The organism is Pseudomonas sp. JUb42, from assembly GCF_024807945.1.
In the GTDB taxonomy this organism is placed as follows: Bacteria; Pseudomonadota; Gammaproteobacteria; order Pseudomonadales; family Pseudomonadaceae; genus Aquipseudomonas.
In genome coordinates this window covers 511,550-534,418 of the sequence record NZ_JANUFD010000002.1, presented here as the reverse complement: position 1 = coordinate 534,418, position 22,869 = coordinate 511,550, and the positions used below count along the sequence as shown (strand labels likewise).

Below are 22,869 nucleotides of genomic sequence, written 5' to 3'. Positions count from 1 at the left end.
CCACAAAGTGTGGGGTCTGTGGGAGCGAGGCTTGCCCGCGAAGGGGTCACCCAAAACCCATCGGTTTGAACCTCAACCTCAAGGAGCAACGCCATGACCGAAACCCTGATCAAAGTCGACCTCAACCAGCCGGTCACCGAGAACGAGCAGATCCACAACCGCTGGCACCCGGATATCCCCATGGCGTGCTGGGTCAAGCCGGGTGACGACTTCATCCTGGAAACCTACGACTGGACCGCCGGCGCCATCAAGAACGATGACGACGCCAGCGATGTGCGTGACGTCGATCTGTCCACCGTGCACTACCTGTCCGGCCCGGTCGGCGTGCATGGCGCCGAGCCGGGCGACCTGCTGGTGGTGGACCTGCTGGATATCGGCGCCCGTGCCGATTCCCAGTGGGGCTTCAACGGTTTCTTCTCGAAACAGAACGGCGGCGGTTTCCTGACCGATCATTTCCCGTCGGCACAGAAGGCCATCTGGGACTTCAAGGGCATGATGACCAGTTCGCGGCACATTCCCGGTGTCGAATTCGCAGGCCTGATCCACCCCGGCCTGATCGGTTGCCTGCCCGATCACAAGATGCTCGCCGAGTGGAACAAGCGCGAACAGGAACTGATCGACACCGACCCGACCCGCGTGCCGCCTCTGGCCAACCCGCCCCATGCCAAGACCGCGCACCTGGGCAAGCTCAAGGGGCCGGCCCGGGACATGGCCGCCGCCACCGGCGCACGCACCGTGCCGCCGCGCGAGCATGGCGGCAACTGCGATATCAAGGATTTGTCCCGGGGCTCCAAGGTGTTCTTCCCGGTCTATGTCGATGGCGCCGGGCTGTCGGTGGGTGACCTGCACTTCAGCCAGGGCGACGGCGAAATCACCTTCTGCGGCGCCATCGAAATGGCCGGCTGGGTGCATATGCGCGTCGAGCTGATCAAGGGCGGCATGGCCAAGTACGGCATCAAGAACCCGGTGTTCAAGCCCAGCCCCATCGTGCCCAACTACAACAAATACCTGATCTTCGAAGGTATCTCGGTGGACGAGCAGGGCAAGCAGCATTATCTGGACGTCAACATTGCCTACCGCCAGGCTTGCCTGAATGCGATCAACTACCTGACCAAATTCGGCTATTCCCCGGCCCAGGGCTACGCGCTGCTCGGCTCGGCACCGGTGCAGGGGCATATCAGCGGCGTGGTGGACATCCCCAACGCCTGCGCGACCCTGTGGCTGCCTACCGAGATCTTCCAGTTCGACATCAACCCCAACGCCAATGGCCCGACCAGGTTCATTGACGGGTTGGTTGATTTGCCGATTGCCTACGATTTGTAGGCTGTACACGTTCTAAAGCCAGAGCGCTGCAAAAGGTGGGAGCGAATTCATTCGCGAAGGCTGCATTCCAGGCAATACAAATACATCGAATGTATTGACCTCTTCGCGGATAAATCCGCTCCCACAGGTTTACCTTTGCAGACAACACGGTGCCAGGAAACCGAATAGTCAGGAGCCTTTCCATGCCCATGTACGAATACGACTGCCCCAGCTGCGGCGATTTCACCGCCCTGCGTCCCATGGCCGAAAGCGGCCTGGCCTGTGCCTGCCCCGAATGTGGTACTTCGAGCATGCGCGTGATCCTCTCGGCGCCGGGCCTGAGCACTGTTTCAGGGAATAAACGCCGGGCCATCGAAACCAACGAACGCAGCGCCAACGCGCCCAAGACCGTCGCCGAATATCAGGACAGCAAACGCCACCCCAGCGGGTGCAGCTGTTGCGGGCCGAGCAAGCCTGTGGCGCCCAGTAAAACCAACCCCCATGCCCTCAAAGGCAAGGCGGCCGGCAGACCCTGGATGATAAGCCACTGAGACAGATCGACTCGCGATAGTCATGAGCAGCGGCTATGGTTGGTATTCGTCCGGTCCGATGTTTGGCTTGGGCTCATTACTTTGCATGGCAAGGAGCTTTGAAAATGGCAGATGAAGATCAAGTACAACAATCACAACCGTTGCCCGGCCAGAATCACGATGACGTGATCGCCCAGTTCAAATGGCAAGGCAAGCAGATTGACTGGTTGTTGCAGTGGCTTGTGAAATTTGTCGCCAACACCAAGGTTGAAATGGGTATCACCCTGTCAGTGGGTGGCAACCTGGTGTCCGGTCATCTGATTTCCCACGACGCCTACTTCGAACAACTGGCCGAGGATATATCTGCGCCGTTCGGCAAGTTCCATAACGGCACAGATGCCTCGATGAAGGAAATGATCCTGTCCTTCAGACCCGGCGAGTCGGCGGAAGATACCCCGGCGTTCCACTTTATCCACTTGAAAGACTGCAAGACCTACTCGACCAACCAGGACCCGATCTGCGAAGCCGGCACCCTGTGGCGTGGGCGGATTGCGGCGGTGGACGGCTTTACCATTGGCCGTATCGTCAGGCAGTGATGAGTTGAATCACCCGAAGCCCTGGCCGTTGCCGGGGCTTTTTTATTGGGCCGGATCGCACAACTTATGTGGGGCCGGCGTTAGCCGGGAAGACAATATTGAAGGCTATAAAAATGCACCGATCATGCCGACGCCTTCCCGGCTAAAGCCGGTCCCACGAGGGGTCATCAGAAACCAATATACTGGGCAAAACAAACAGGAGTTCTTGTCGTGCCAGGTTCGATCATTAAACGGCTGTTGAGCAATAGCGCAGTGTTGTTTGGCGTGATATTTCCGCTGCTGGCCTCGGCGGCCCCGGAGCCTGATACCTATGGGGAAATGGACTCGGCAAAGTTCGAAGCGGCCGCTAAAACCACTTACAGCCTGCAGAAGTTTTCCGACAAGTACCGGGCAACCCTGGAAGTCTCCAGTGACGACGATGTATTTCGCCCCGGAATCATCAAGGTCTACGACCAGAAAAGCGGCGCGGTGCTGATCCAGGTGCAGTCTGACGAAATGGTGCTCGATACCAACCCCAAGACCGATGAGGTCAAGGCCAACGTCCATGAGCTGCCCTACGGCGAGCAAAGCGTGTTGATTTACGAGGATTTCAACTTCGACGGCATCAAGGACCTGGCCCTGATGGACGGCCAGAACAGCTGCTATCACGGCCCATCCTTTCAGGTGTTCATTGGCAACAAAGATGGCTTCACCCACAGTGATTCCTTTACCGATCTGGCCCAGAACTACTGCGGGATGTTCGGCGTCGATAACAAGACTCGGCAATTGAGCGTGATGACCAAGGATGGCTGCTGCCTGCATGAAATGGCCACCTACAGTATCCGCAACGGTGAGCCCTATGAAGAAACCCATACCGTGATCGACCAGACCTCACCCTCAGGTTTGATCGAGGAATCTCATTCGCAGAACAAAAACGGCAAAATGGTGGAAATCAATCGCACCATCTGGGAGGACGACGAGCAGCGCAAGATACTGCTGGCGTTCAAACTGGCGCCGTCGGGCAAGAAGATTGTCCTGTTTACTCCCGCAACCAGCGACTCGGTGTATTACGCCGCGGTCGATGGCAAGAGCGAGGTGAGCCTGGTCTACCCCGAGTCCGATGTCGAACAGTTCGACTATGACAGTGCCGGGCATGTTCTGAGTTTTGTCCGTGGCGACACCACCTATCGCATTCTTGGCGATAGCCGGGGCGCGCCGAACAGCATGCAGGTGGTGATACGCGGCAAGGTGACCGAGCTGAAATTGCTGCCGGAACCGGCACAGGGGTCGCTCGATGATGTAGCGGCGGCATTGAAGGCTGTTGCGCAATAAACGCCAGCTTGCTGGCTCTTCGCAAACATCGCAAAACGTCCAACTGGATCACCGAAACTCGGTGGGAGCGAATTCATTCGCGAACGCGTGATTACAGACGATAAAAATGCGTCGGATGTGATGCCTATTCGCGAATGAATTCGCTCCCACCAGATTTACTCCTTCCCACTGTCAAGTGTCCTCTGAGCAAGAGTCAATCCGGACTAACAATGCCTCGCACTTTATTGATCACCTCGTCGATATCAAATGGCTTTTGCAGTACATCGATAAACAGATCACTTCTTTCCACGCCCATATGCGCCTGGGCGCCGCTCATCAGCACCATGGGCGTCTGGCTGTGGCCGGGGCGCAGCCTGACGGCTTCGGCGAATTCCACGCCGGTCATGCTCGGCATCATGAAGTCGGTGATGATCAGGTCGGGGCGCTCGCGATCAATGATCTCCAGGGCTTTGAGCGGGTTACCGGCGGTCACAGTCAGATAGCCCTCTTCTTCGAGCGCAAAGCTCAAGATATCGGCAATCAGATACTCGTCGTCAACTATCAATACGGTCGTCATAAAGCGCTCGCTCGACAGAGCACTTGCACAACCCGCGATGACCACGGTAACGGTGGTGTGGACCTGGGTACCGATGACATCTTCAGACCTTTTTCACATCTAGCCCGGATTCGCCAATGACAACCTCCAGAAGGGAAGGGTCGTATGCGCTGTCTCGTATCTTCAGAATGGAGAGCTGTCGCTTAAGTTCAGATCCTTCATGGGCAAACCGGACCAGCAGCAGGTTATCGACAAGGCTGGACAGATCCGGTGCCGGTGCATCGATATTGCCGCCGAAAATGCTTTCCATCTCCCAGGATGCGATAACGGTAACGCCACGCGAGCGCAGTTCACCCATCAACGCGGTAAACATATCCAATACGCGGGTTTTATCCGCCGCCACGCGAGTCATGCCGCCCAGGCTGTCGATGAACACCCGCTTGATCCGGTAGCGGTCGACCGTCGCCAGCAGTTCGTATGCCAGCTTGTCGATAAGCCCTGCGGTAGAGGGGTGCCAGGACAGATGCAGCGCCCCGCTGGATTCCAGTGCCTTGAAATCATGGCCCATGAAACTGGCCTTGAGTCTCAGCCTTTGGGGCGACTCATAAAAGCCAAAATGCAGACCTGGTTCTTCAATGGTGGAGGCGCTGAGGAACTGCAGGCCAAAACAGGTTTTGCCCGCGCCCGACGGCCCGTACACCAGCGTAATGGACGAGTCCGCCAGGCCACCGCCGATCAAGCCATCCAGGGTCTTGATACCGCTGCTCAAGCGGGTGATGTCTTCGTTATCTTCATGGGATGGCTGGACGTGCACGCTTTCTATGCGGGGATAGACGGTGATGCCATTGGAGGTGATCTCAAACTCGTGGATGCCGGAAATCGCACCACTGCCACGAGTCTTGCGCAGTTTGATACGACGCACCGTGCGCGGTCCGATGGACTCTTCGCCCAATTCGATAACACCATCGACCATGGTGTGCTCGGGGCTGCCGTCGTCGAGCTGCGAGCTGGTCAAGAGAAGCACGGTACAACCGGCAAAAGCGGCGTGACCCTGCAGCTCAGAGATGAATTTCTTGGTATCCAGGGGCGACTCTGCCTTCGAGCGCGCATTCAGCAGCCCGTCAAGAATCATCACCGTGGATTTATGCCGGCTGATCTCTCGGCGCAGCAACTTCACGACTTCGTCCAGGCCATCGTTTTCCAGGGTGTCGAAGGCACTGACAAACTGGATCTTCGCGCCAATTTCGTTTTTGTCGAAAAAGCTCAGCGTCGACATGAACTCGAATAAACGATCATGGGGTTCGGCCAGCAGCGTGGCGAACAGAACGTGGCCACCATTCTTTACATGGTTGAAGCCGAGTTGATTCGCCAGAATGGTTTTGCCTGATCCCGGACGACCTTGAATGATGTAAGAGGCGCCAGCAACGAGTCCGCCTTTGAGTAGTGTATCCAGTCCTTCGATGCCACTATGAAGGCGCTTGAGCTGATCCAAAATTGAGCCCTCTGCCGGTGCTGACCGGCGCGTGTAAAGGTGCGAGCTTCTTCGCAAAAAGGTACGGCCTTGTATTGTTGCCGGTTTATCGGCGTTTTCCAAGCAAGGTCGCAGAACGAAGATGTGCACCAGACCAGAGCGTACGCCTGCCAGTAAGTTCAACTCGTGGGACCCATTCGGCTTTAATAGCGCAGAGGTATTTCTCTTTCCGGTGATTTACGTCTAGTTTGATGCCCCGACATAAATACAAAAAACTCAGGAGACATTGATGCAACCGATTCGTCTCGGTCTGGTGGGCTACGGCAAGATCGCCCAGGACCAACACGTTCCCGCTATCCGCGCCAACGCCGCGTTCCAGCTGGTAGCCGTTGCCACTCAGGGGCAGCCCTGCGCCAGGGTGGAGAACTTCACGTCCCTGGGGGAGCTGCTGGCAAATGGCCCTGAGGTTGATGCGATTGCCTTCTGCACGCCGCCGCAAGGCCGTTTCGCCCTGGTACAGCAGGCTCTGGCCGCCGGTAAGCACGTATTGGTAGAGAAACCGCCGTGCGCCACCCTGGGCGAGGCGATGGCCTTGGTCAGCCAGGTTGAGGCGCAGGGTGTCAGCGGCCTGTTTGCCTGGCATTCGCGTTATGCGCCGGGCATCGAAGTTGCTCGGAACTGGCTGGCCACGCGCACCCTGCAAAGGGTGCAGATCGACTGGAAGGAAGATGTGCGCAAATGGCACCCTGGCCAGACCTGGATCTGGCAGCCCGGTGGCCTGGGCGTCTTCGATCCGGGCATCAATGCCTTGTCCATCGTCACCCACTTGCTGGCGCTACCGCTATTCGTTGAGTCCGCCGCGCTGCGTGTGCCGGATAACTGCCAGTCGCCCATCGCCGCCAGCATCAAGATGTCGGACGCGCAGCAACTCGATGTGCGTGCGGAGTTCGATTTCGACCACGGTCATGACGAGCTTTGGAGCATTGAGATTCGTTGCGCCGAAGGTGTCCTGCGGCTGGACAATGGCGGTGCGCTGCTGAGTATCGACGGCGTGGCTCAGGCGGTGTCGGAGGAGGGCGAATACGCGGCGGTGTACCGGCATTTCCAACAGTTGATTGGCGACAAGGCCAGCGACCTGGACCTGCAACCACTGCGGCTGGTGGCGGACAGTTTTTTTGTCGGCAGCCGGACGTTGGTTGAGGCGTTTTACGATTGATTGTGGCAACGCACCTTTTGTAGGACTGGCTTTAGCCGGGAGGATGTCCTCGCGGCTGAGGCTGTTGCTTACTAGAGCGAAGGTGGGGCGAATTGTGGGAGCGAATTCATTCGCGAATGCGGTATTTCAGTCGCTGAAAATGCATTGCATGCCGCTTTCGCGAATGAATTCGCTCCCACAGCCTCAACCCCGACCTGGCCTAACCGTTAACCAGCTCCCCCTGCCCAATCATCCAGCGAATCATCTGTTTCAAGGGAATACGATGGTGCCGAACCAGGCACCAGGCTGCCTGTTCGTCGCCATACAGTTCGACGTAGCGGCTAAGCAAGAGGTGGCGGCCATCGTCGGCCAGGCGTAGTTCGATTTCGCGGCAATGCAGCGAGTCCTGGCTGGGCGTGCGGACTCTGCGGTGCAGCACCAGGGCGTGGTTTCTACTGGTCATGCGGGGATCTCGGCGGGGATTGCCGAGGATCCTGCCTGGCTTTTCTTGCCAGGGAATTTCCGGATTATCGCCTGTCGGTCGCTTTATTGCCGGGTTGCAATATCGCGATTGATAATCGGCACAAAAAAAAACGCCGGAAACGGGTTCCGGCGTTTTCATGAGCGTCGATCAGCGACCGAGCATGACCGTCTGCAGGCGCGTTTGTGCCTGCTGCACATTCTTGGCCTGGACGGTGAGGTCCTGCAGCAGCGTGTTCAATTCTGTCTGCACTTTCGGATCGCTGACTTTGACGATTGCGCCATTGATCTCGATCTTGTCTTTGTGCGCAGTCACATAGTCAGCAATTTTCAAGCTGCTATCGAAAGTGCTGTTGATCTGCGGCAGGATCTCCTTGAAGGTGTTGGCCGGCAGGCTCACGGTCTTCTCATAGGCCTTGTCGTACACCACTTTCAGGTCATCCGGCTGCTTGAGCTGGGCATGGGCGGCGTCGGCCTTGGCCTGCTCTGTGGTGAGCTGCGTGCCCATATCATTAAGGCCGGTCTGGATCTGCTTGAAGTCGTCGCGATGGGCGATCACGTCATTGAGCGAGCGCACGGCACCTTTTTGAATAAGGCCGTTGAGGGGTTTCACCGAGTTATCCATACCGGTATTGAAGTCAGTAATGATCGCGTATTGAGTGGCGTAATCACCGAACGACTTGGCTTCTTCCGGCGTCAGTTTGGGCACCCGTACGCCTGGCTTGTCGATGATGCGGGTCTGCAGGAACTGCGAGAAGGCAGCGCGCTGTTCCGGTTCCTTGTTACCGCAGGCGGCCAGTACCAGTGGAAGAGCCAGGACCAGCAGCAGGTGGGGGCGAAGCATGAACTTCATGTAAGTAATCTCCAGAGTACGACGATAACGACAGGCACAGATCGCCCCTGCCCAGGGTGCGCAGGCTTAAAGCGTGAGCTGAGATAAGCAGACCCTGTGATGGCTTTTCAGTTCACTGCCGACTGCTTTGTAACGGATTGTTTTACCAAAGCATCGATTTAATCAAAAAATCGCAACTATATGAATTGCAATGAGCTTTTTTGTAGGAGCAGCCAAAGGCGGCGAACCGGTGCTGGCAGATATATCGCTTTCGCAGCCTTCGGCAGCTCCTACAGGGGTTATCCGATCAACCCCCACAACGCCCAAAGCGGCCTGTCCAGTGACTTCATGGCATGCCGACAGTTTGCCGGGTTGAATACCACGCCATTGATACCCGGCGTCCACCATCCTGCGTCCTCCCGAAACCATTCTCCGGGGGACAGCACCAGATAGAACTCGGTCGGCGGATGTTGATGAAAGGGATAGGCCACATGGGGTTGCAGCAGCGAAAGTCCCAGGGCCATGGTTGTGCAGTCGATGGGCGCGCCGGGACCGACCAGCCAGCTATTGCGGTGCCGGGATACGAAGTGGTTGTCCTGATCGCGCTGGGCCTGCCGCGAACGCCAGCGCAGGGCAGGCAGTAGCGCCAGGAAGTGCTCGATCAATGTCGAACTCTGCGGGCTGTGGGTAGCCAGGGTATCGATCGCCGAAGCCAGATCACCGTGAAAGTCCATCGGCAATGACTCCCCAGGTGCTGCTTCGCTGGCTATCGAAAGGACCGCCTCAGACAGCGCCCGTTGGCATAAGCCGAGGTCTTGCGCCGCGATGCCACTGGCCTGCCCATGCTGTGACAGTTGCGAGCCAAGTGCTGCGAGCAAGCCATAAGCACTGCTCAGAAGAGGCTCATCATCGATTGCTTGAGTCATGCAGTAGCTCCAGTAAAGCACTGGCCAGTGCGGCAGATTAACGTGGAATGAGAGTGTGGATTTGTGAACTCGAGCAGACGCCTGAATATGAGTCAAAGCGAAGGCTGATGCTACTGTAAGAGGCGTGTTCTCATCGTCATGATGCCGTTCATATGAACCCAATCGATCTGTTGTCGTTTCAACGCATCATCAACGCCCACGGCAAGCCCGAGGGCGCGGCGTATTTCGATGAAGAAGAAAGCATCGTGCATGACCTGTTTTGCGAGCGCATCGTGTTCCAGACCAACTATATGGACAACTGTACCTACGCGGTCGATATCGCCGAGGGTGGAATTCGGGTGCGCAAGACGCGGCTGGATAACTATAACCGCGGCCACAAGGCGCAGATGATCGATGACGAAATGGATGACGAGGACTGGGCGGAGCTGGAGGGGCTTTGGCAGCGCCTGTCCAAGGACCTGGACACCCAAGAGCAGGGGCCGCAGCCCGATCTGGCCGAGACCCTGAGCGAGCTGTTTTATGGCCTGTTCGACGAAGCGCAGGCGCAGATCCTGATTCAGAATATCCCGGCGGCAACCGGGCAGAGGGATTGGGTCTGGACCCAGGTCGCGGCAGCATTGGCCGGGACCCAGCAGTTGGCGCAGTTCGAATGGAAGGAGTGGCCTTCCTGTGGCGTCGAGGCCGTCAATGCCCTGGCACCGCTGCGCAAGTCGGGAATCGAAATCCCTGCACCTGACGATAAGACCATCGCCGCCGTCAACCGCGCCAGCGATTGGGAGCGGGCACTGCTGCGCTACTTCAACGCGCAACTGGAGGCCCATGATTTGAAGCTGTTGGCGTTGGGCGCGCATTTCGATGAATACCAGACCTTTACCTGCCTGCCCATGAATGGCCTGGGGCTGGTCAATGCGCTGGAACTCATGGGCAAGTTGGGGATTGTCTACAAGTATTGAGTCATTCAAAGCTGTCCTGACATCGTGCGCTCGCACCGCATGTGGGAGCGGCTTAAGCCGGGAAAACTAAGGCAGGATCAATGCATTTCTGTTGCCCATCAAATGTCTTCCCGGCTAAAGCCGGTCCCCCATGGGTCTGCATATTATCTCGCGATGGCGTGACGTATTTTGAGGGTTATACGTCCTTTGAGCCATCTGCCTCGAGTTCCATAATCTGCGCAAATCAAGCAGAAAAAGGAACACAGGATGAGACTCAAGAATAAGGCTGCGCTGATCACCGGCGGCACCAGTGGTATTGGTCTGGCGACCGCAAGACTCTTCATTGCCGAAGGTGCCCGAGTAGCGGTTACTGGTCGTGATGAGTCGCTATTCGAGCAGGTGCAAGCCGAGCTTGGCGAGAACGCACTGGTGCTCAAGGGCGACGTGCGTTCCATCGAGGACATGCAGGCGATTGCTGCTCAGGTGAAGGACAGGTTCGGTGGCCTGGATATCGTCTTTGCCAACGCTGGCCGGGCTTTTCCATCGGCGGTCGGTGATATCGACGAGGCGCTTTATAACGAGATCATGGACATCAACGTCAAAGGCGTGGTGTTCACCCTTCAGGCGGTACTGGCGGATTTGCGCGATGGCGCCTCGTTCATTCTGAATACCTCCTTTGTCGCCCAGACCGGCAAGCACAACATTTCCCTGACCGCTGCGGCAAAGGCCGCCGTGCGCTCCCTGGCACGCAGCTGGTCGTTCGAGTTCCTCCACCGCAGGATCCGCTTCAACGCCATTGCGCCCGGCGGCATCGACACGCCGCTGCTCGGCAAATGGGGCATGCCGGACGCCGATCTTCAGCAGTTCAAGAGCGAGTTCGCCAGATTCGTCCCCGTGGGGCACATGGGCAAGGCCGAGGACATTGCCTATGCGGCGCTGTATCTGGCCAGTGACGAGTCCTCTTATGTAGTCGGCAGCGAACTGGTTGTCGACGGCGGCGCCTCGCAACTTTAAGTCCTCGGCTTCTGATTCCAGAGCCGGACGCGTCATCGCAACTTAATGCAGATATTGATCACGCCCCGCCACGCTTTTAGTTGTGGTGGTTGTTCAATCGTGCCTGACCCGGCGGTATTTCCAGGGCGGGCGAAGAGCAAGGAGAAGTTATCTTGACCGACAATAACGATAACAGCGGCGAGTCGCTCGCCAAGGCCGGCCATTCCCGCCGTAGTATTCTCAAGTTCGGCAGTGTCGCCACCGTCGGTGCGGTACTGGTCGGCAGCGGTTTGCTGGGCCAGGCCAGCTCGGTTCTGGCCCAGACCGCAGGCCGGGCAGCGGAGCTGGCTCCCAGTGATCCGCTGAATATCCTGATCGTCAATTACGACGGCGGCACGCTGCTGGATTTCGCCGGTCCCAGCGAGATTTTTCACCGCCTGCCCAATACCAACGTTCGCTATGCCAGCCTCAAGGGCGGCAACGTGACCCTGGAGTTCGGCGTCGTGTATGGCAGCACCGAGCGCCTGGCCGATATTGAGCGGACCGACGTGCTGTTGGTCCCCGGTGGCTCTGATCTGTCGGCGCCGATGGGGCCGGAGTACCAGGCGCAGATTCGCCGTCTGGCTGAGAGCGAAAGGCACATTACTTCGGTATGCAACGGCTCACTGGTGCTCGCTGCCACCGGCATTCTCAACGGCAAACGTAGCGCCTGCCATTGGGCCTTCATCAACAAACTGGCCGAATACGGCGCCATCCCGGTGGCGGATCGCTTCGTCGAAGACGACAACGGCCGCTTCATGAGCGGCGGCGGGGTGACGGCGGGCATCGATTTTGCCTTGCGTGTTGCCGCCAAGTTACGCGGTCAACAAGCCGCCGAATTCACCCAGCTCGCCATCGAATACGACCCCGCGCCGCCATTCCATTCCGGTCATCCGCGCGAGGCCCGGCCAGCGGTCATCGCCATGGTCGACAAGGAACTGCCGGGCGCGTCCAAGGGGCTTGCACGTATCCCCGGCGTTCGCTGACACCGCGTGCGGTCATCCGCAATCTAAACAACCAGACTGGACACTCCCTATGCGCTCCACCTTTGCCAAACTGATATTAATACCTGCCATTGCCGCGCTTGCCGTAACCTCTTTCAGTGCTTGGGCAGGAGGTCCGCAGCCATCCACCGAAGCTGCGATCAAGTCGGAAAACGCCCGTTGGGCCGAGGCCTTCAAGCAAGGCGATTACCAGGCCATCGGTCGCCTCTACACCGCCGACGGCGCCCTCTTGCAACCGGGAGGGGAGCGGGTCATAGGCCCGGCGGCAATCGTCAGCTACTTCGCCCAGGGTTACGCGGGGAAAACGCCGGATACGGTGTCTTTCAGTGACTTCGAGTTCTACGGTAGTGATGAGGTCGTAACAGAAGTGTCGAACGCCTCAATCCGCAGCCGCGATGGCCAGTTGAAAGTGCGCGCCAAGCAGATTCTCATCTTCGTCAAACGGGATGGCGCCTGGAAACTTCATCGTGATATGTGGAACGACAACAGCCTGCAGCAGCAGACTGGTCGCTGATCCACAAGGGCTGATGCCATGAGCGCTGATGGATCAGCGCTCATCACTCAATCGGCTCTCGCGCCGGATCGATTGCGGCGGATGCCCATGCAGTTTGATGAAGGCCCGGCGCATTCGCTCCGGATCGGTGAAACCTACCGCCAGGGCAATCTGCTCGATCGGCTCACTGCCATCCTTCAGGCGCAGGCGCGCGGCTTCCACTCGCAAGCGTTCGACCGCCTTGGCCGGGGTTTCCCCGGTTTCCCGGCGAAATGCCCGGCCGAATTGACGGGGGCTCAAGCGCGCCGCGTCGGCGAGTCGCTCCACCGGTAGCGCTTCGGCCAGATGCTCCCTGGCAAAGTTCAGGGCAATGCGGATGCGGTCCGATTCCGGTTCCATTTGCGACATGGCCGAGAATTGCGATTGCCCCCCAGGCCGGCGATAGGGAACGACCAACAGCCTGGAGACCGCGCGGGCAATATCTGCCCCCATATCCCGTTCAATCATGGCCAAGGCCAAGTCAATTCCGGAAGCAATGCCCGCCGAGGTCCAGATAGCCCCGTCTTCGGTGTAGATACTGTCACTTTCGACTCTGGTCAACGGGAAGCGCGTCTGTAATTGAGTCGCGTAGCGCCAGTGCGTTGTTGCTCTGCGACCGTTCAGCAAACCGGTTTCTGCCAGCAGGAAAGCCCCTGTACATACGCTGCCCACCCGCGACGCCCGGTTCGCCAGCTCGCTGGCTGCGGCGATGTTGTGCGGTGCCGACATCGGTGCGATATCCCCGCCGATGAACACCAGGGTGTCAAAAGTGCTCATGCCTGCCGCCGAGGTCTCGATCAGCAAACCGCTATTGCCGGGAACCGGCCCTCCGGCTCCGGAGATGACATGCAGTTCATAGGGGGAGTGAGCAACAGCTGTGGATACCAGATTGAACGTCGAAAGTGGCCCGCCAAGATCCAGCGCGTCATGGCCACGGCAAACAAAGAATCCAACTCGATGCATGATGAAGTAACTCTAGGCCCCGGGGAAAACCCTCGGATGAGTCATGGTAAATCATTCTTTTTGGTGCAGTGATTGGCGGTCCGGTGTTTGTCCGGAAATGAGGGAAAAACGTCGTTTGTGCCTGTGCGAATCAAACTTACAGTTGCTACCCGTTCGATGTACACAACATAACAAGGGCAGCTGACATGACCAAGAAAGTGCTTGAGATCCCTGCGGATCACCCGATGTTTGCCGCGACCCATGGCGGCTATGAAAGTTATGGCTACTCGCCGGCCGTGCGCGCTGGCAACCTGCTTTTTATTGCCGGCGAAGTCGGTTTTCGCGCCGATGGCTCGATTCCCGAAAGCGCTGCCGAGCAGACCGAAGTGGCTCTCGAACGGACCAAAGAAGTGCTGCGCTTGCAGGGGCTGACCATGGCCGATCTGGTCGAAGTGGTGAGTTATCACGTCAACCTGAAAGACACGGTGAACGAGTTCCTGCCGGTAAAAGCCCGCTACACCGAAAAGCCGTTTCCGGCCTGGTCGATCATTGGCGTCGAGGCGCTGGCCTTGCCTGAACTGAAAATTGAAATCCGCAGCGTCGCGGTTTTCCCCGAAGGCAAATAATCAGAGATCTGGTTTGGCAGGGCAGGAGCTTGTGCAGCCGAGCGGCACGTTTGTGGCAATCCCCCTGAACTCCTTCATTAACCGCCCACTCTCAACTTCACTGCACAGTGCGAGTGGCGACGATGGAAGCGCAAACAGATATCGGCCAGCAACGCGGCACGTTGTACGAAACCGATCTTCCGGCACGCCTGGACCGCCTGCCCTGGGGGCGGTTTCATAGCTTGCTGGTGTTTGCCCTCGGCATTACCTGGCTGCTCGATGGTCTTGAGGTAACGTTGGCAGGTTCCGTGTCCGGGGCGCTTAAGAGCAGCCCCGGCCTGCACATGAGCAACTTCGATATCGGGCTTGCCGGTGGCGTGTATATCGCCGGCGCGGTGCTCGGCGCCTTGTTTTTCGGCTGGCTGACCGACCGCCTCGGGCGGCGCAAGTTGTTCTTCATCACCCTCTGGCTCTACGTTGGTGCTACGGCGGCCACGGCGTTTTCCTTCAATCTGGAAAGCTTTCTGTTGTTTCGTTTCCTCACCGGCATGGGCATCGGTGGTGAGTACACGGCAATCAATTCGACCATCCAGGAATTTACCCCGGCGCGTTTTCGCGGCTGGGTCGACCTGACCATTAACGGCACCTTCTGGCTGGGCGCCGCCCTGGGTGCGGGCGGGGCGATTGTCCTGCTCGACCCGCAGGTGGTAGGCGGCGACCTGGGCTGGCGCCTGTGTTTCGGTATCGGTGCGGCGCTTGGCCTGTTGATCCTGATCATGCGTCTGTGGCTGCCGGAGAGCCCGCGCTGGCTGCTGATCCACGGCCAACCCGACGAGGCGCGGCGTATTGTCGAAGACATCGAGACACGTTTGCGCGAACAGGGCCATGATCTTCCTGCGGTGACTGGCGAGCCCCTGCGTCTGCATGCGCGCAGTCATACGCCACTGAGCGAGGTCTTTCACACCCTGTTCGTCAGTTTCCGACGCCGCGCGTTGGTCGGCATGACGTTGCTCACCGCCCAGGCATTTTTCTATAACGCCATCTTTTTCACCTACGCCCTGGTCCTTACCGACTTCTACCAGGTGCCCGCCGAGCATGTCGGTTGGTACGTGTTGCCGTTGGCATTGGGTAACTTCTGCGGGCCGTTGCTGCTCGGCCGCCTGTTCGACGTGATCGGGCGGCGGATCATGATCAGCCTGACCTACGCGATCTCCGCCGTGCTGCTGAGCATCAGCGGCTATTGCTTCGAGCAGGGCTGGTTTGACGTGACGCAACAAGCCATCGCCTGGATGGTGATTTTTTTCTTCGCATCGGCCGCCGCCAGCTCGGCCTATCTGACCGTGGCCGAGACCTTCCCCCTGGAAATCCGCGCTCTGGCGATTGCTGTGTTCTACGCCTTCGGCACTGGCCTGGGCGGCATCATCGGGCCGCTGTTGTTTGGCGAACTGATTCAGAGCCAGCAGCGCAGCAGCCTGTTTGTCGGCTATCTGATCGGCGCATTTCTGATGATGTCGGCGGCGGTGGTGCAGGCGATCTGGGGCGTGGCGGCGGAGCGCCAGTCACTGGAGCAGGTGGCGCGGCCGTTGTCACAGGCGTGACACAGCCTAGGTCGCCGACCGACGGTCTTGTACACTGGCTCGATATCCCCGCGAGCCACCCTCATGCGCCTCAAGTCCCAAGGTCGTTACCTGTTGATCGGGTTATTCACGGCACTCGTTATTACATTGGCGTTCATCGGCCAGTCCCAGCGTTTCTTCGAGCTGGCCTGGTTCTACCTGAACCAGACGTTTACCGGCGGGCCTGAACATTCCCTGGGGCTGGCCGACTATCGTGCGGTCATTCAGGGCAAGCCTATCGAAGGGCTGGCGGACGTGTCGGCGCTTACCTTCGACCCGCAACGCCAGACTCTGTTTACCGTAACCAACAAGCATTCCGAACTGGTCGAGCTGTCACTGGACGGCACGATTCTGCGGCGCATCGCCCTGGTCGGCTTTGGCGACCCTGAAGGTGTGGAATATATTCGGCCCGGCACCTTCGTGATCAGCGATGAGCGCCATCAGCGTTTGATGTCAGTGCAGATCGACGACCGTACGACATCGCTGGATGGCGCAACGGCGGGGCAGATGGTGCTGGACCTGGGTGGTCGCAGAAACCGTGGCTTCGAGGGTCTGGCCTTTGATCGTGCGCGCAATCGTCTGTACGTTGCCAATGAACAGTCGCCGATGTCGATCTATGAAATCAGCGGTTTTCCCGCCACAGGGGATGCGCCGCCCGAGATTCATATCGTGCAGAACCCTGGCCGTGACGCGGACCTGTTCATGACCGACCTGTCGAGCCTGGATTTTGATCAACGTAATAATCACCTGCTGGCCCTGTCGGATCAGTCGCGCCTGCTGGTGGAGTTGGGCGCCGATCACAAGCCGGTCGGCACATTGGTGCTGCGCAGTGGCTTTCACGGCCTGAGCCAGACCGTCCCCCAGGCCGAGGGTGTGGCGCTGGATGACGATGGCACTGTGTATCTGGTGAGTGAGCCGAATCTTTTTTATGTGTTCAGGAAGGCGGGGGAGGTTGGGCAGGGCTCGCGGAACTGAAGTCTTACGCGCCCGGTTGGGCGCGCAAGAGTTAACCACGCGGGGTTTAAAAGCTCAGCGCAGTGCCACTGGTATGCATCGTCGACAGATCGACAGTGCCAGACAGCTTGACCACGATATCGTCGGTACTCAAGGCCGTGGTTGTCTTGTTGAGCACGATATAAGTGTCGGTGTCGAACTGGAACCAGCTTGCTTGTTTGGCCGGGCTGGAAGCCGCCGTAGTCAGGGCTGCGAGCAAATCACCAGCGCCCGTTACATCGACTTTAGTACTCTGAAAAGTAATCCCGCTGGTCCCGAAGTCAATCTTGTCGGTCGCGGAAAAGTCCGTGATGGTGGTGTATTGCAGCGTCTGAGAAGTCGAAATGTTTTTCAAGGCCGCAATCGAGACGTTTACGGTATCAGCCCCCCCATTGGTAGTGACAGTGGCGCCGCTGGAATTGGCGACCGTGGAGGTCTCCAGGATGAAAGTGTCATCCCCCGAACCGCCGAGCAGCGTCATTGCCGACTGGCCACCTGTAGCGGTTGCCGCTATTACTTTGATCGTTAGCTGGCCCGTAGCCTGGGAGGCATCGACCTTGGTCAGTTGCGAGGCGGCGCCAGCACTGATACTGCCCTGGGCCTGTACCGTCAGGGAGTAAATTTGATCGCCGGTAATTTCGATCGTTTTGGCGGAATCATCCGTCAGATTCAAGCCATTGAAACTCCCAGCCTGGCCGCCCGAGGCGATCTTTAGGGTTTCGATACCCTGTACGGTCAGTGCACCGAGCTGATTCGACCCACTGCCGTTGTAGATCAGATTCAGTACGTCACTGCTGCCGTTAACGCTGGCACTGTCGAAGTTCAGTATTGTGTGAGAACCGGACGAACCACTAAGCACGGTGAGGCTGAAACCATCTGCCGTTTCGATCACGTTATTCAGTGTGGTAGTCGCGACTTTCGTGTTGTTCAAGATCACGCCGGTAAACGCGGAATTGCTCAACTGCGCAAAATCCTGAGTAACGGTCGTGCTCAGCCCTGTCAGGTCCAGCACTTCGAAACTCTTGAACGCCGCCCCATTTGTGCTGTTGATCAAGGTGGCCGACAGCGTATCGATGCCAGCGCCACCATCAATCACGGCTGTATCTGCGACCGGCACGGTGCCAACGACCGTGTCATTGCCTTTACCGCCAGTGAACGTCTGAATATTCCCGCTCAAAGCGACAGTCAATCCACCACTGTTGGCCGAGGCATCAATCGTGCTGCCATCGAAGCCCACGGTACTGCCCAGGTTGACCTTGCCCGCACCTGTCACGGTCAGTGCTGCCTTGGAGGCATAGTCGCTCGACACCAGTGTGGCGGTCAGATCGCTGGCTGCATTGATCGTGGCCGTGGTGATGGAGTTGGTAGCACTACCAGCCAGGGTGATCACGCCGAGGGTATTGGCCGCACCCGAGGAGGTGATGGTGGCCGTCGAGGCCGCGCCATTGACGTTGGTAACGGTGGTTTGTCCGATCAAGACGGTGTCTTGAAGGCCGCCATCGAGCACAAGGCTGACGGTGTCATTGGCATTGGCCATGGAGAATTGCACGTTGGCCACTTGTGTCGATTTGTCACCGAGCAAACTGACTGTTGCACCGGTGGTCAGATTGACGAATTGCAGACCGCCGCTGGCTGTGGATACGCTACTGGTTACATCGGTGATGCCCGTTCCAGATACGTCGTAGGTGGACAGCTTGCCGCTGATGTTTTGATCGCGTATCGACAGTTTTTCGACATTGCCGATGGTTAGACCGGGCAGCGCCGTGTTGCCTGTCCCGGTGACGGTAATCGACAGCGTATCGGTGCCCGCACCGCCGTCGATCTTGTCGGCTGCGGCGAGCGTGCTGTTGGCCGGTGTCGTGGTATCGATCACGCCAACGAAAGTGTCGTTGCCCGCGCCACCGGTAAAATTGTCGGTTGCCGTGGTAAAGGTAAAGACGGTATCGCCCGTTGGCGCCGACGGGGTCGTGGGGGCAGTGGGAGTCGTCGGGCGCACACCCGTGGCATCGGCCACGGAGTTGTTCAGCGCCGTGGTGGCATTGCTCACCGAGCCCGGCGTCGCATCCACACCGGCCAGATAGGCACGGCCATAGGCGGCTGGTTGCGCGCCGCTGTAACCGGCGATTTCTGCTGCGGTATCGACTTGTGCGGTAAACACATTGGCCATGGCCAGCTTGTTGGCGACCGAAGTAGCATCACCGGCACCAGCCTGATTGAGGATTTCCCATGCCGCCTGGGCCTGGGTGATGGCGCCGCTGTCGAGCTGATTCATCCAGTAGCTCAGGCCAGTACTTTCCGGCAAGCGGTTGAACAGATTCAGATAAATGGCGCTGATTTTCTGCGCACTGGGCAGGCCACCAAAGAGGTTGGTGGACTCGGTCGATGCGGCGAAACCGGCAATCGCAACGACCATGTTGCCGCCTGCTGCATTGACCTGACTGGCCCAGTAGTTCAACCCTGTAGGGTCGGCAGGGCGGCCGAAATAGGCGATATAGAGCTTTTGTACTTGATCCATGTAATCTGCAACGGCCATCTCTCGGTATCCTGAGCGAGTCTGAAAGTTAAGGGCAAAACGCTATCAAGATGTCGGATAACTGGCAAGTTGAAGGGACGACCGGACCTGACCCGGCTATCAGGCGAAGGGTAATGGCCCACGGAAATTGCCGATGGGCACCCAGTGGGTAATCAACCCCGTGTCAGGCTTCCAGTGATGCAACAACAAGGCGGGTGGCTCAACAAAGGAAGCTTCCAGCGCATCGGCTTGCAGCCTCAGGGCAATGGCGGTGGTGGTACTGGGGGCGGTGCACAGCAGGGAGCCGCCGAAGCGCAGTTGCATGGCACGGTGAATATGCCCGCACACGATTCGCTCGACCGCCGGATAGCGCTCGACCACCTGCGCCAGCCGCTGGGCATTGCGGCAGGCGTAGGTATCGATGTAGGGAATGCCGCTGAGGAACGGCGGTTGGTGCAGCATGATCAGAGTAGGGCGCTCGGGTTCCTGTGCCAGGGCCGCTTCAAGCCAATGCTGCGCCGCTTCGCTCATGTCGCCGTGATGCTCGCCGGGCACGGTGATGTCCAGGCCAATGATCCGCACCGGTCCGAGGCCTGACTCAACGAAGTGCAACGGCCCGTCGCCTGCTGCGCTTTGGGTTTGGGCGAAAGCAGATCTGAACAACGCGTGGTCGTCATGATTGCCGGGAATCAGCAGTAACGGTTGCTTGATTTTTGCCAGCAGCGCTTGCGCCATTTCATACTCGGCCGGTAGCCCTTCATCGACTATATCGCCGGTAATGATCACGACATCCGGGCAGGGGCGCAGAGCGTCAAGATGCTCAATGGCTTGCTCGCACATGGTGTTTGAGTCCACCAGGCCCTGATACAGGACGCCACGGGGTCTGATATGCAGGTCTGACAATTGGGCGATGAGCACTTAGTGTCCTCCAAGGTTTTCGGGGGCATTATTGGTCTTTCAAGTCATGGCGCCTTTCGCTGGCACGGCTTGCCACTCTATGTTCAGGGACGTTGCGATGATGAAACTTGTGCGCCGGATGAAGGCATTTTTCGCTCCCGCAGGGTGCACTGATGTACAGCTTGGAGTCACCGTATCGACAGCGTCGCTGTCCGCCATGTCTCCACCGGCATGCCCTCCATTAGGGTCGTCCGCTGAACCGTTGCGCAATCGTTATATGACGTATATCGCCCAGGCAGAGAGGCTTGCCATACCCTTGGTCGATCAAGCGCTACGAGAGACCGGGCAGCACTTGGCCAGGGACCTGCTGGCCAAGGCCATGGATCTGGGCAGCAGCAAAGCCCAGGAATTCTCCCCGGATATCTACTGGCTGGTCCAGAGCGCGGCGCTCGCTTCGCTATATGCCGATGGCCCGCAATCGAATGAATTTGCCGCTTATCGCGAGCATGTTCATTACTACAAGGACATGGCACCGACCACTGCCCGGGTCTGGGCATTCGACCTCTACGTCATTGCCCGCCTGCCTGAAGATCCGGCGCGGGATGAGGCGCTTCTGGCTCGCCTTGCGAGCTTTGTTCGAGAGCCAAACGAGCCCGTCCCTCAAGCAGCGGATATCGACGAATTGCTGCTCTACATCCCGCGTTTATATCCCGATGGCGTTGCCATCAAGACCTATGAAGTTCGTGAAGGCACCTATTGGCCGGACTATGACGCTGCGGTTGTCGGCTTCTATAAACTGCTGGCCAAGGAGTGTTGGGAAGATGTGCAGTACAACCTGCATGGCGCCGGAACCATGCTGAAAAGTCCGGCCTATATCGCCCAGGCCAATCTTGCTGAAATACAAAGCATGCTGACCTGGTGTACCAGAGGCGAGCGCTTTTGCGATGGGCATTGGGGGGCGATGATCGAGCAGGGGAGTGTGCTGCAGATTCTGCAGAGACTGGCGGTGCTGCGCGCGCAGATGTGAGCTGTCGCGCAGCTCCTGCAGATATCGCACTCCAATTGTGGCCAGGAGCCAACCGTGGGAGCGAATTCATTCGCGAAGGCGGTGTTCCAGGCGATGAAGATGCGTCGAATGTACCGGCCTCTTCGCGAATGAATTCGCTCCCACAAGATTGCTCCCTGCCCCGGTTAGTGTTTATGCGTGACAGCGCGGCGTCGTAGACGGGGCGGGATCTCCCACCCAACACTCGCCAACACCTTGGCGCCTACCCAAGCATTCATGCTGTATGCCGTGAAAGCAGCGTATCTGTGTCTACCGCCCACATCGCCCTGATTGCTACGGTCCCCCTCCATCGTTATTCAATGAGAGGCAGGCATGGAACTCACTGGCATTCCCTTCGGCACCACCGACTGGTCGACAATCGAGGCCGTCCCCCATCCCGGCGAGACCGGCACGGCCTTTTGGCGTACCTGCCAGTTCGGCTCGATCCGCGTGCGCATGGTCGAATACAGCCCCGGCTACCTGGCCGATCACTGGTGCTGGAAGGGCCATATCCTGCTGTGTCTGGAAGGTGAATTGCATACCGAGCTTGAAGACGGCAGACAATTCGTCCTGACTGCCGGGATGAGCTATCAGGTGGGCGACAAGGCCGAAGGGCACCGGTCGTTTACCGCGAGCGGTGCCAAGCTGTTTATTGTCGATTAGTCACATGGCAATGAAATCGCGCACCGCCTGAATGGTTTGCGTCGGCGCTTCTTCCATCAGCCAATGCCCCGCCCCTGGAATCACCACTTCCTTCACATTGTCTGCGGCGTTGCGCATCACGATCGCCTCGTTGCTGCCGAAGGACTTCTCGCCGCCCACCGCCATCACCGGCATGGTCAAGTGCTTCTGCATGACCGGCTTATTGTCGATTTCATCCTGGCGAATACTGCGGAACTGGGCGAAGGCCGCATGCATGGCGCCGGGGCGGGCGTAGAGTTTGGCGTAGTGCTTGCGCGTGCCTTCATCGATCTTGCTGGGCGTGCCGGCGAACTCATTCCAGAAGCGGTCAAGGTAGATGCGCTCACGCCCGGCCACCAGGCGCTCCATGTCCGGGCCGCCGAAATCGAAGTGCCACAGCATCGGCGAGCGCACGATGTCGTTCCACGGCGTGATGCCGGGCACCGGCGCATCCATCACCACCAGGCGATCAGTGCGTTGCGGATAACGCGCGGCATAGGCGAACGCGACCATGGTGCCGATGTCATGGCCGATGATCACCGAGTGCTCGATCTTCAGTACGTTCAATACCTCGCGTATATCACCGGCCTGGGTCCTCTTGTCATAACCGGCCTGGGGGATCGACGACAGGCCCATGCCCCGCAGGTCCGGCACCACCACCGTATGATCCCGCGCCAGATCGGCCGCCAGCGGCGCCCACATATCGCCGGTATCACCGAAGCCATGCAACAACACCACGGCCGGACCTTTACCGCCGACGCGAACGTGCATCGTCGCACCTTCGACGGCGATGTCCCGGGTTTGAAAGGCCGCGGGAAAAGGCGTTACGTCAGCATGGGCCTGACCGCTCAGGGCCATTAGTGCGAGAGCGCTCAACAGATAGCGGGTCATGACGGTGGC

The 22,869-nt window shown here is 58.6% G+C and carries 23 protein-coding genes; 14 read left to right on the top strand and 9 right to left on the bottom strand.

What is annotated here, in order from left to right:
- Positions 1-93 precede the first annotated feature (93 nt).
- The 4 genes from fmdA (at position 94) to M2401_RS06315 (ending at position 3,739) form a co-directional block, all read left to right on the top strand.
- Positions 94-1,323 (top strand): formamidase, encoded by a 1,230-nt coding sequence (gene fmdA, locus M2401_RS06330; RefSeq protein WP_259100772.1) that lies wholly within the window; start codon positions 94-96, stop codon positions 1,321-1,323.
- A 182-nt stretch (positions 1,324-1,505) separates the two neighbouring features.
- Complete coding sequence (locus tag M2401_RS06325) at positions 1,506-1,853, top strand: zinc ribbon domain-containing protein (protein ID WP_259100770.1); 348 nt, start codon at positions 1,506-1,508, stop codon at positions 1,851-1,853.
- 104 nt (positions 1,854-1,957) lie between these two features.
- Positions 1,958-2,428 (top strand): gas vesicle accessory protein GvpU, encoded by a 471-nt coding sequence (gene gvpU / locus M2401_RS06320; protein WP_259100769.1) that lies wholly within the window; start codon positions 1,958-1,960, stop codon positions 2,426-2,428.
- A gap of 210 nt (positions 2,429-2,638) precedes the next feature.
- Positions 2,639-3,739: an XAC2610-related protein gene (locus M2401_RS06315; RefSeq protein ID WP_409033880.1), complete on the top strand. Its 1,101-nt coding sequence runs from the start codon at positions 2,639-2,641 to the stop codon at positions 3,737-3,739.
- 193 nt (positions 3,740-3,932) lie between these two features.
- Here M2401_RS06315 and M2401_RS06310 read toward each other — a convergent pair whose 3' ends face one another.
- A complete protein-coding gene (locus M2401_RS06310) occupies positions 3,933-4,295 on the bottom strand; it encodes a response regulator (protein ID WP_259100767.1) in 363 nt (120 codons plus the stop codon).
- Positions 4,296-4,377: 82 nt separating this feature from the next.
- Entirely contained in the window at positions 4,378-5,769 is a 1,392-nt protein-coding gene (locus M2401_RS06305; RefSeq protein WP_259100842.1) for an ATPase domain-containing protein, read from the bottom strand.
- 265 nt (positions 5,770-6,034) lie between these two features.
- Between M2401_RS06305 and M2401_RS06300 the strand changes: the two genes are divergently transcribed.
- Entirely contained in the window at positions 6,035-6,961 is a 927-nt protein-coding gene (locus M2401_RS06300) for a Gfo/Idh/MocA family protein (RefSeq protein ID WP_259100765.1), read from the top strand.
- Between the two features lie 199 nt (positions 6,962-7,160).
- On the opposite strand, the gene M2401_RS06295 is transcribed toward M2401_RS06300, so the two are convergent.
- The 3 genes from M2401_RS06295 to M2401_RS06285 form a co-directional block, all read right to left on the bottom strand.
- On the bottom strand, positions 7,161-7,403 hold the full coding sequence (locus tag M2401_RS06295; RefSeq protein ID WP_259100763.1) for a hypothetical protein: 243 nt from the start codon (positions 7,401-7,403) through the stop codon (positions 7,161-7,163).
- A gap of 168 nt (positions 7,404-7,571) precedes the next feature.
- Positions 7,572-8,273, bottom strand: a complete 702-nt coding sequence (locus tag M2401_RS06290) for a DUF3053 domain-containing protein (RefSeq protein WP_259100761.1) — start codon at positions 8,271-8,273, stop codon at positions 7,572-7,574.
- Positions 8,274-8,551: 278 nt separating this feature from the next.
- Entirely contained in the window at positions 8,552-9,178 is a 627-nt protein-coding gene (locus M2401_RS06285) for a dimethylsulfoniopropionate lyase (protein WP_259100759.1), read from the bottom strand.
- Positions 9,179-9,330: 152 nt separating this feature from the next.
- Here M2401_RS06285 and M2401_RS06280 point away from each other — a divergent pair, with 152 nt between their 5' ends.
- The 4 genes from M2401_RS06280 (at position 9,331) to M2401_RS06265 (ending at position 12,660) form a co-directional block, all read left to right on the top strand.
- Positions 9,331-10,131 (top strand): hypothetical protein, encoded by an 801-nt coding sequence (locus tag M2401_RS06280; protein ID WP_259100757.1) that lies wholly within the window; start codon positions 9,331-9,333, stop codon positions 10,129-10,131.
- Positions 10,132-10,377: 246 nt separating this feature from the next.
- Positions 10,378-11,124 (top strand): SDR family oxidoreductase, encoded by a 747-nt coding sequence (locus M2401_RS06275; protein ID WP_259100756.1) that lies wholly within the window; start codon positions 10,378-10,380, stop codon positions 11,122-11,124.
- 152 nt (positions 11,125-11,276) lie between these two features.
- Positions 11,277-12,128: a DJ-1/PfpI family protein gene (locus tag M2401_RS06270; RefSeq protein WP_259100754.1), complete on the top strand. Its 852-nt coding sequence runs from the start codon at positions 11,277-11,279 to the stop codon at positions 12,126-12,128.
- Positions 12,129-12,177: 49 nt separating this feature from the next.
- Positions 12,178-12,660 (top strand): nuclear transport factor 2 family protein, encoded by a 483-nt coding sequence (locus tag M2401_RS06265; protein WP_259100752.1) that lies wholly within the window; start codon positions 12,178-12,180, stop codon positions 12,658-12,660.
- 33 nt (positions 12,661-12,693) lie between these two features.
- Here M2401_RS06265 and M2401_RS06260 read toward each other — a convergent pair whose 3' ends face one another.
- Complete coding sequence (locus tag M2401_RS06260; protein ID WP_259100750.1) at positions 12,694-13,641, bottom strand: GlxA family transcriptional regulator; 948 nt, start codon at positions 13,639-13,641, stop codon at positions 12,694-12,696.
- 185 nt (positions 13,642-13,826) lie between these two features.
- Here M2401_RS06260 and M2401_RS06255 point away from each other — a divergent pair, with 185 nt between their 5' ends.
- The 3 genes from M2401_RS06255 to M2401_RS06245 all read left to right on the top strand — a co-directional run bounded on the left by M2401_RS06255 (position 13,827) and on the right by M2401_RS06245 (position 16,816).
- Positions 13,827-14,246 carry a Rid family hydrolase gene (locus M2401_RS06255; RefSeq protein ID WP_259100748.1) on the top strand — a complete coding sequence of 140 codons (420 nt, stop codon included), beginning with the start codon at positions 13,827-13,829 and terminating at the stop codon, positions 14,244-14,246.
- Between the two features lie 122 nt (positions 14,247-14,368).
- On the top strand, positions 14,369-15,823 hold the full coding sequence (locus M2401_RS06250; RefSeq protein ID WP_259100746.1) for an MFS transporter: 1,455 nt from the start codon (positions 14,369-14,371) through the stop codon (positions 15,821-15,823).
- A gap of 63 nt (positions 15,824-15,886) precedes the next feature.
- Positions 15,887-16,816, top strand: coding sequence for an SdiA-regulated domain-containing protein (locus tag M2401_RS06245; protein WP_259100744.1), 930 nt, complete (start codon positions 15,887-15,889; stop codon positions 16,814-16,816).
- A gap of 46 nt (positions 16,817-16,862) precedes the next feature.
- On the opposite strand, the gene M2401_RS06240 is transcribed toward M2401_RS06245, so the two are convergent.
- Positions 16,863-19,367: a DUF4214 domain-containing protein gene (locus M2401_RS06240; protein ID WP_259100742.1), complete on the bottom strand. Its 2,505-nt coding sequence runs from the start codon at positions 19,365-19,367 to the stop codon at positions 16,863-16,865.
- 99 nt (positions 19,368-19,466) lie between these two features.
- A complete protein-coding gene (locus tag M2401_RS06235) occupies positions 19,467-20,264 on the bottom strand; it encodes a phosphodiesterase (RefSeq protein WP_259100741.1) in 798 nt (265 codons plus the stop codon).
- 100 nt (positions 20,265-20,364) lie between these two features.
- On the opposite strand from M2401_RS06235, the gene M2401_RS06230 reads away from it, so the two are divergent.
- The gene (locus M2401_RS06230; protein WP_259100740.1) at positions 20,365-21,270 is read left to right on the top strand and encodes a DUF6508 domain-containing protein; all 906 of its coding nucleotides are present in this window, start codon (positions 20,365-20,367) and stop codon (positions 21,268-21,270) included.
- 351 nt (positions 21,271-21,621) lie between these two features.
- The gene (locus M2401_RS06225) at positions 21,622-21,951 is read left to right on the top strand and encodes a DHCW motif cupin fold protein (protein ID WP_259100739.1); all 330 of its coding nucleotides are present in this window, start codon (positions 21,622-21,624) and stop codon (positions 21,949-21,951) included.
- On the opposite strand, the gene M2401_RS06220 is transcribed toward M2401_RS06225, so the two are convergent.
- Positions 21,952-22,860, bottom strand: a complete 909-nt coding sequence (locus tag M2401_RS06220; RefSeq protein WP_259100738.1) for an alpha/beta fold hydrolase — start codon at positions 22,858-22,860, stop codon at positions 21,952-21,954.
- Positions 22,861-22,869 lie beyond the last annotated feature (9 nt).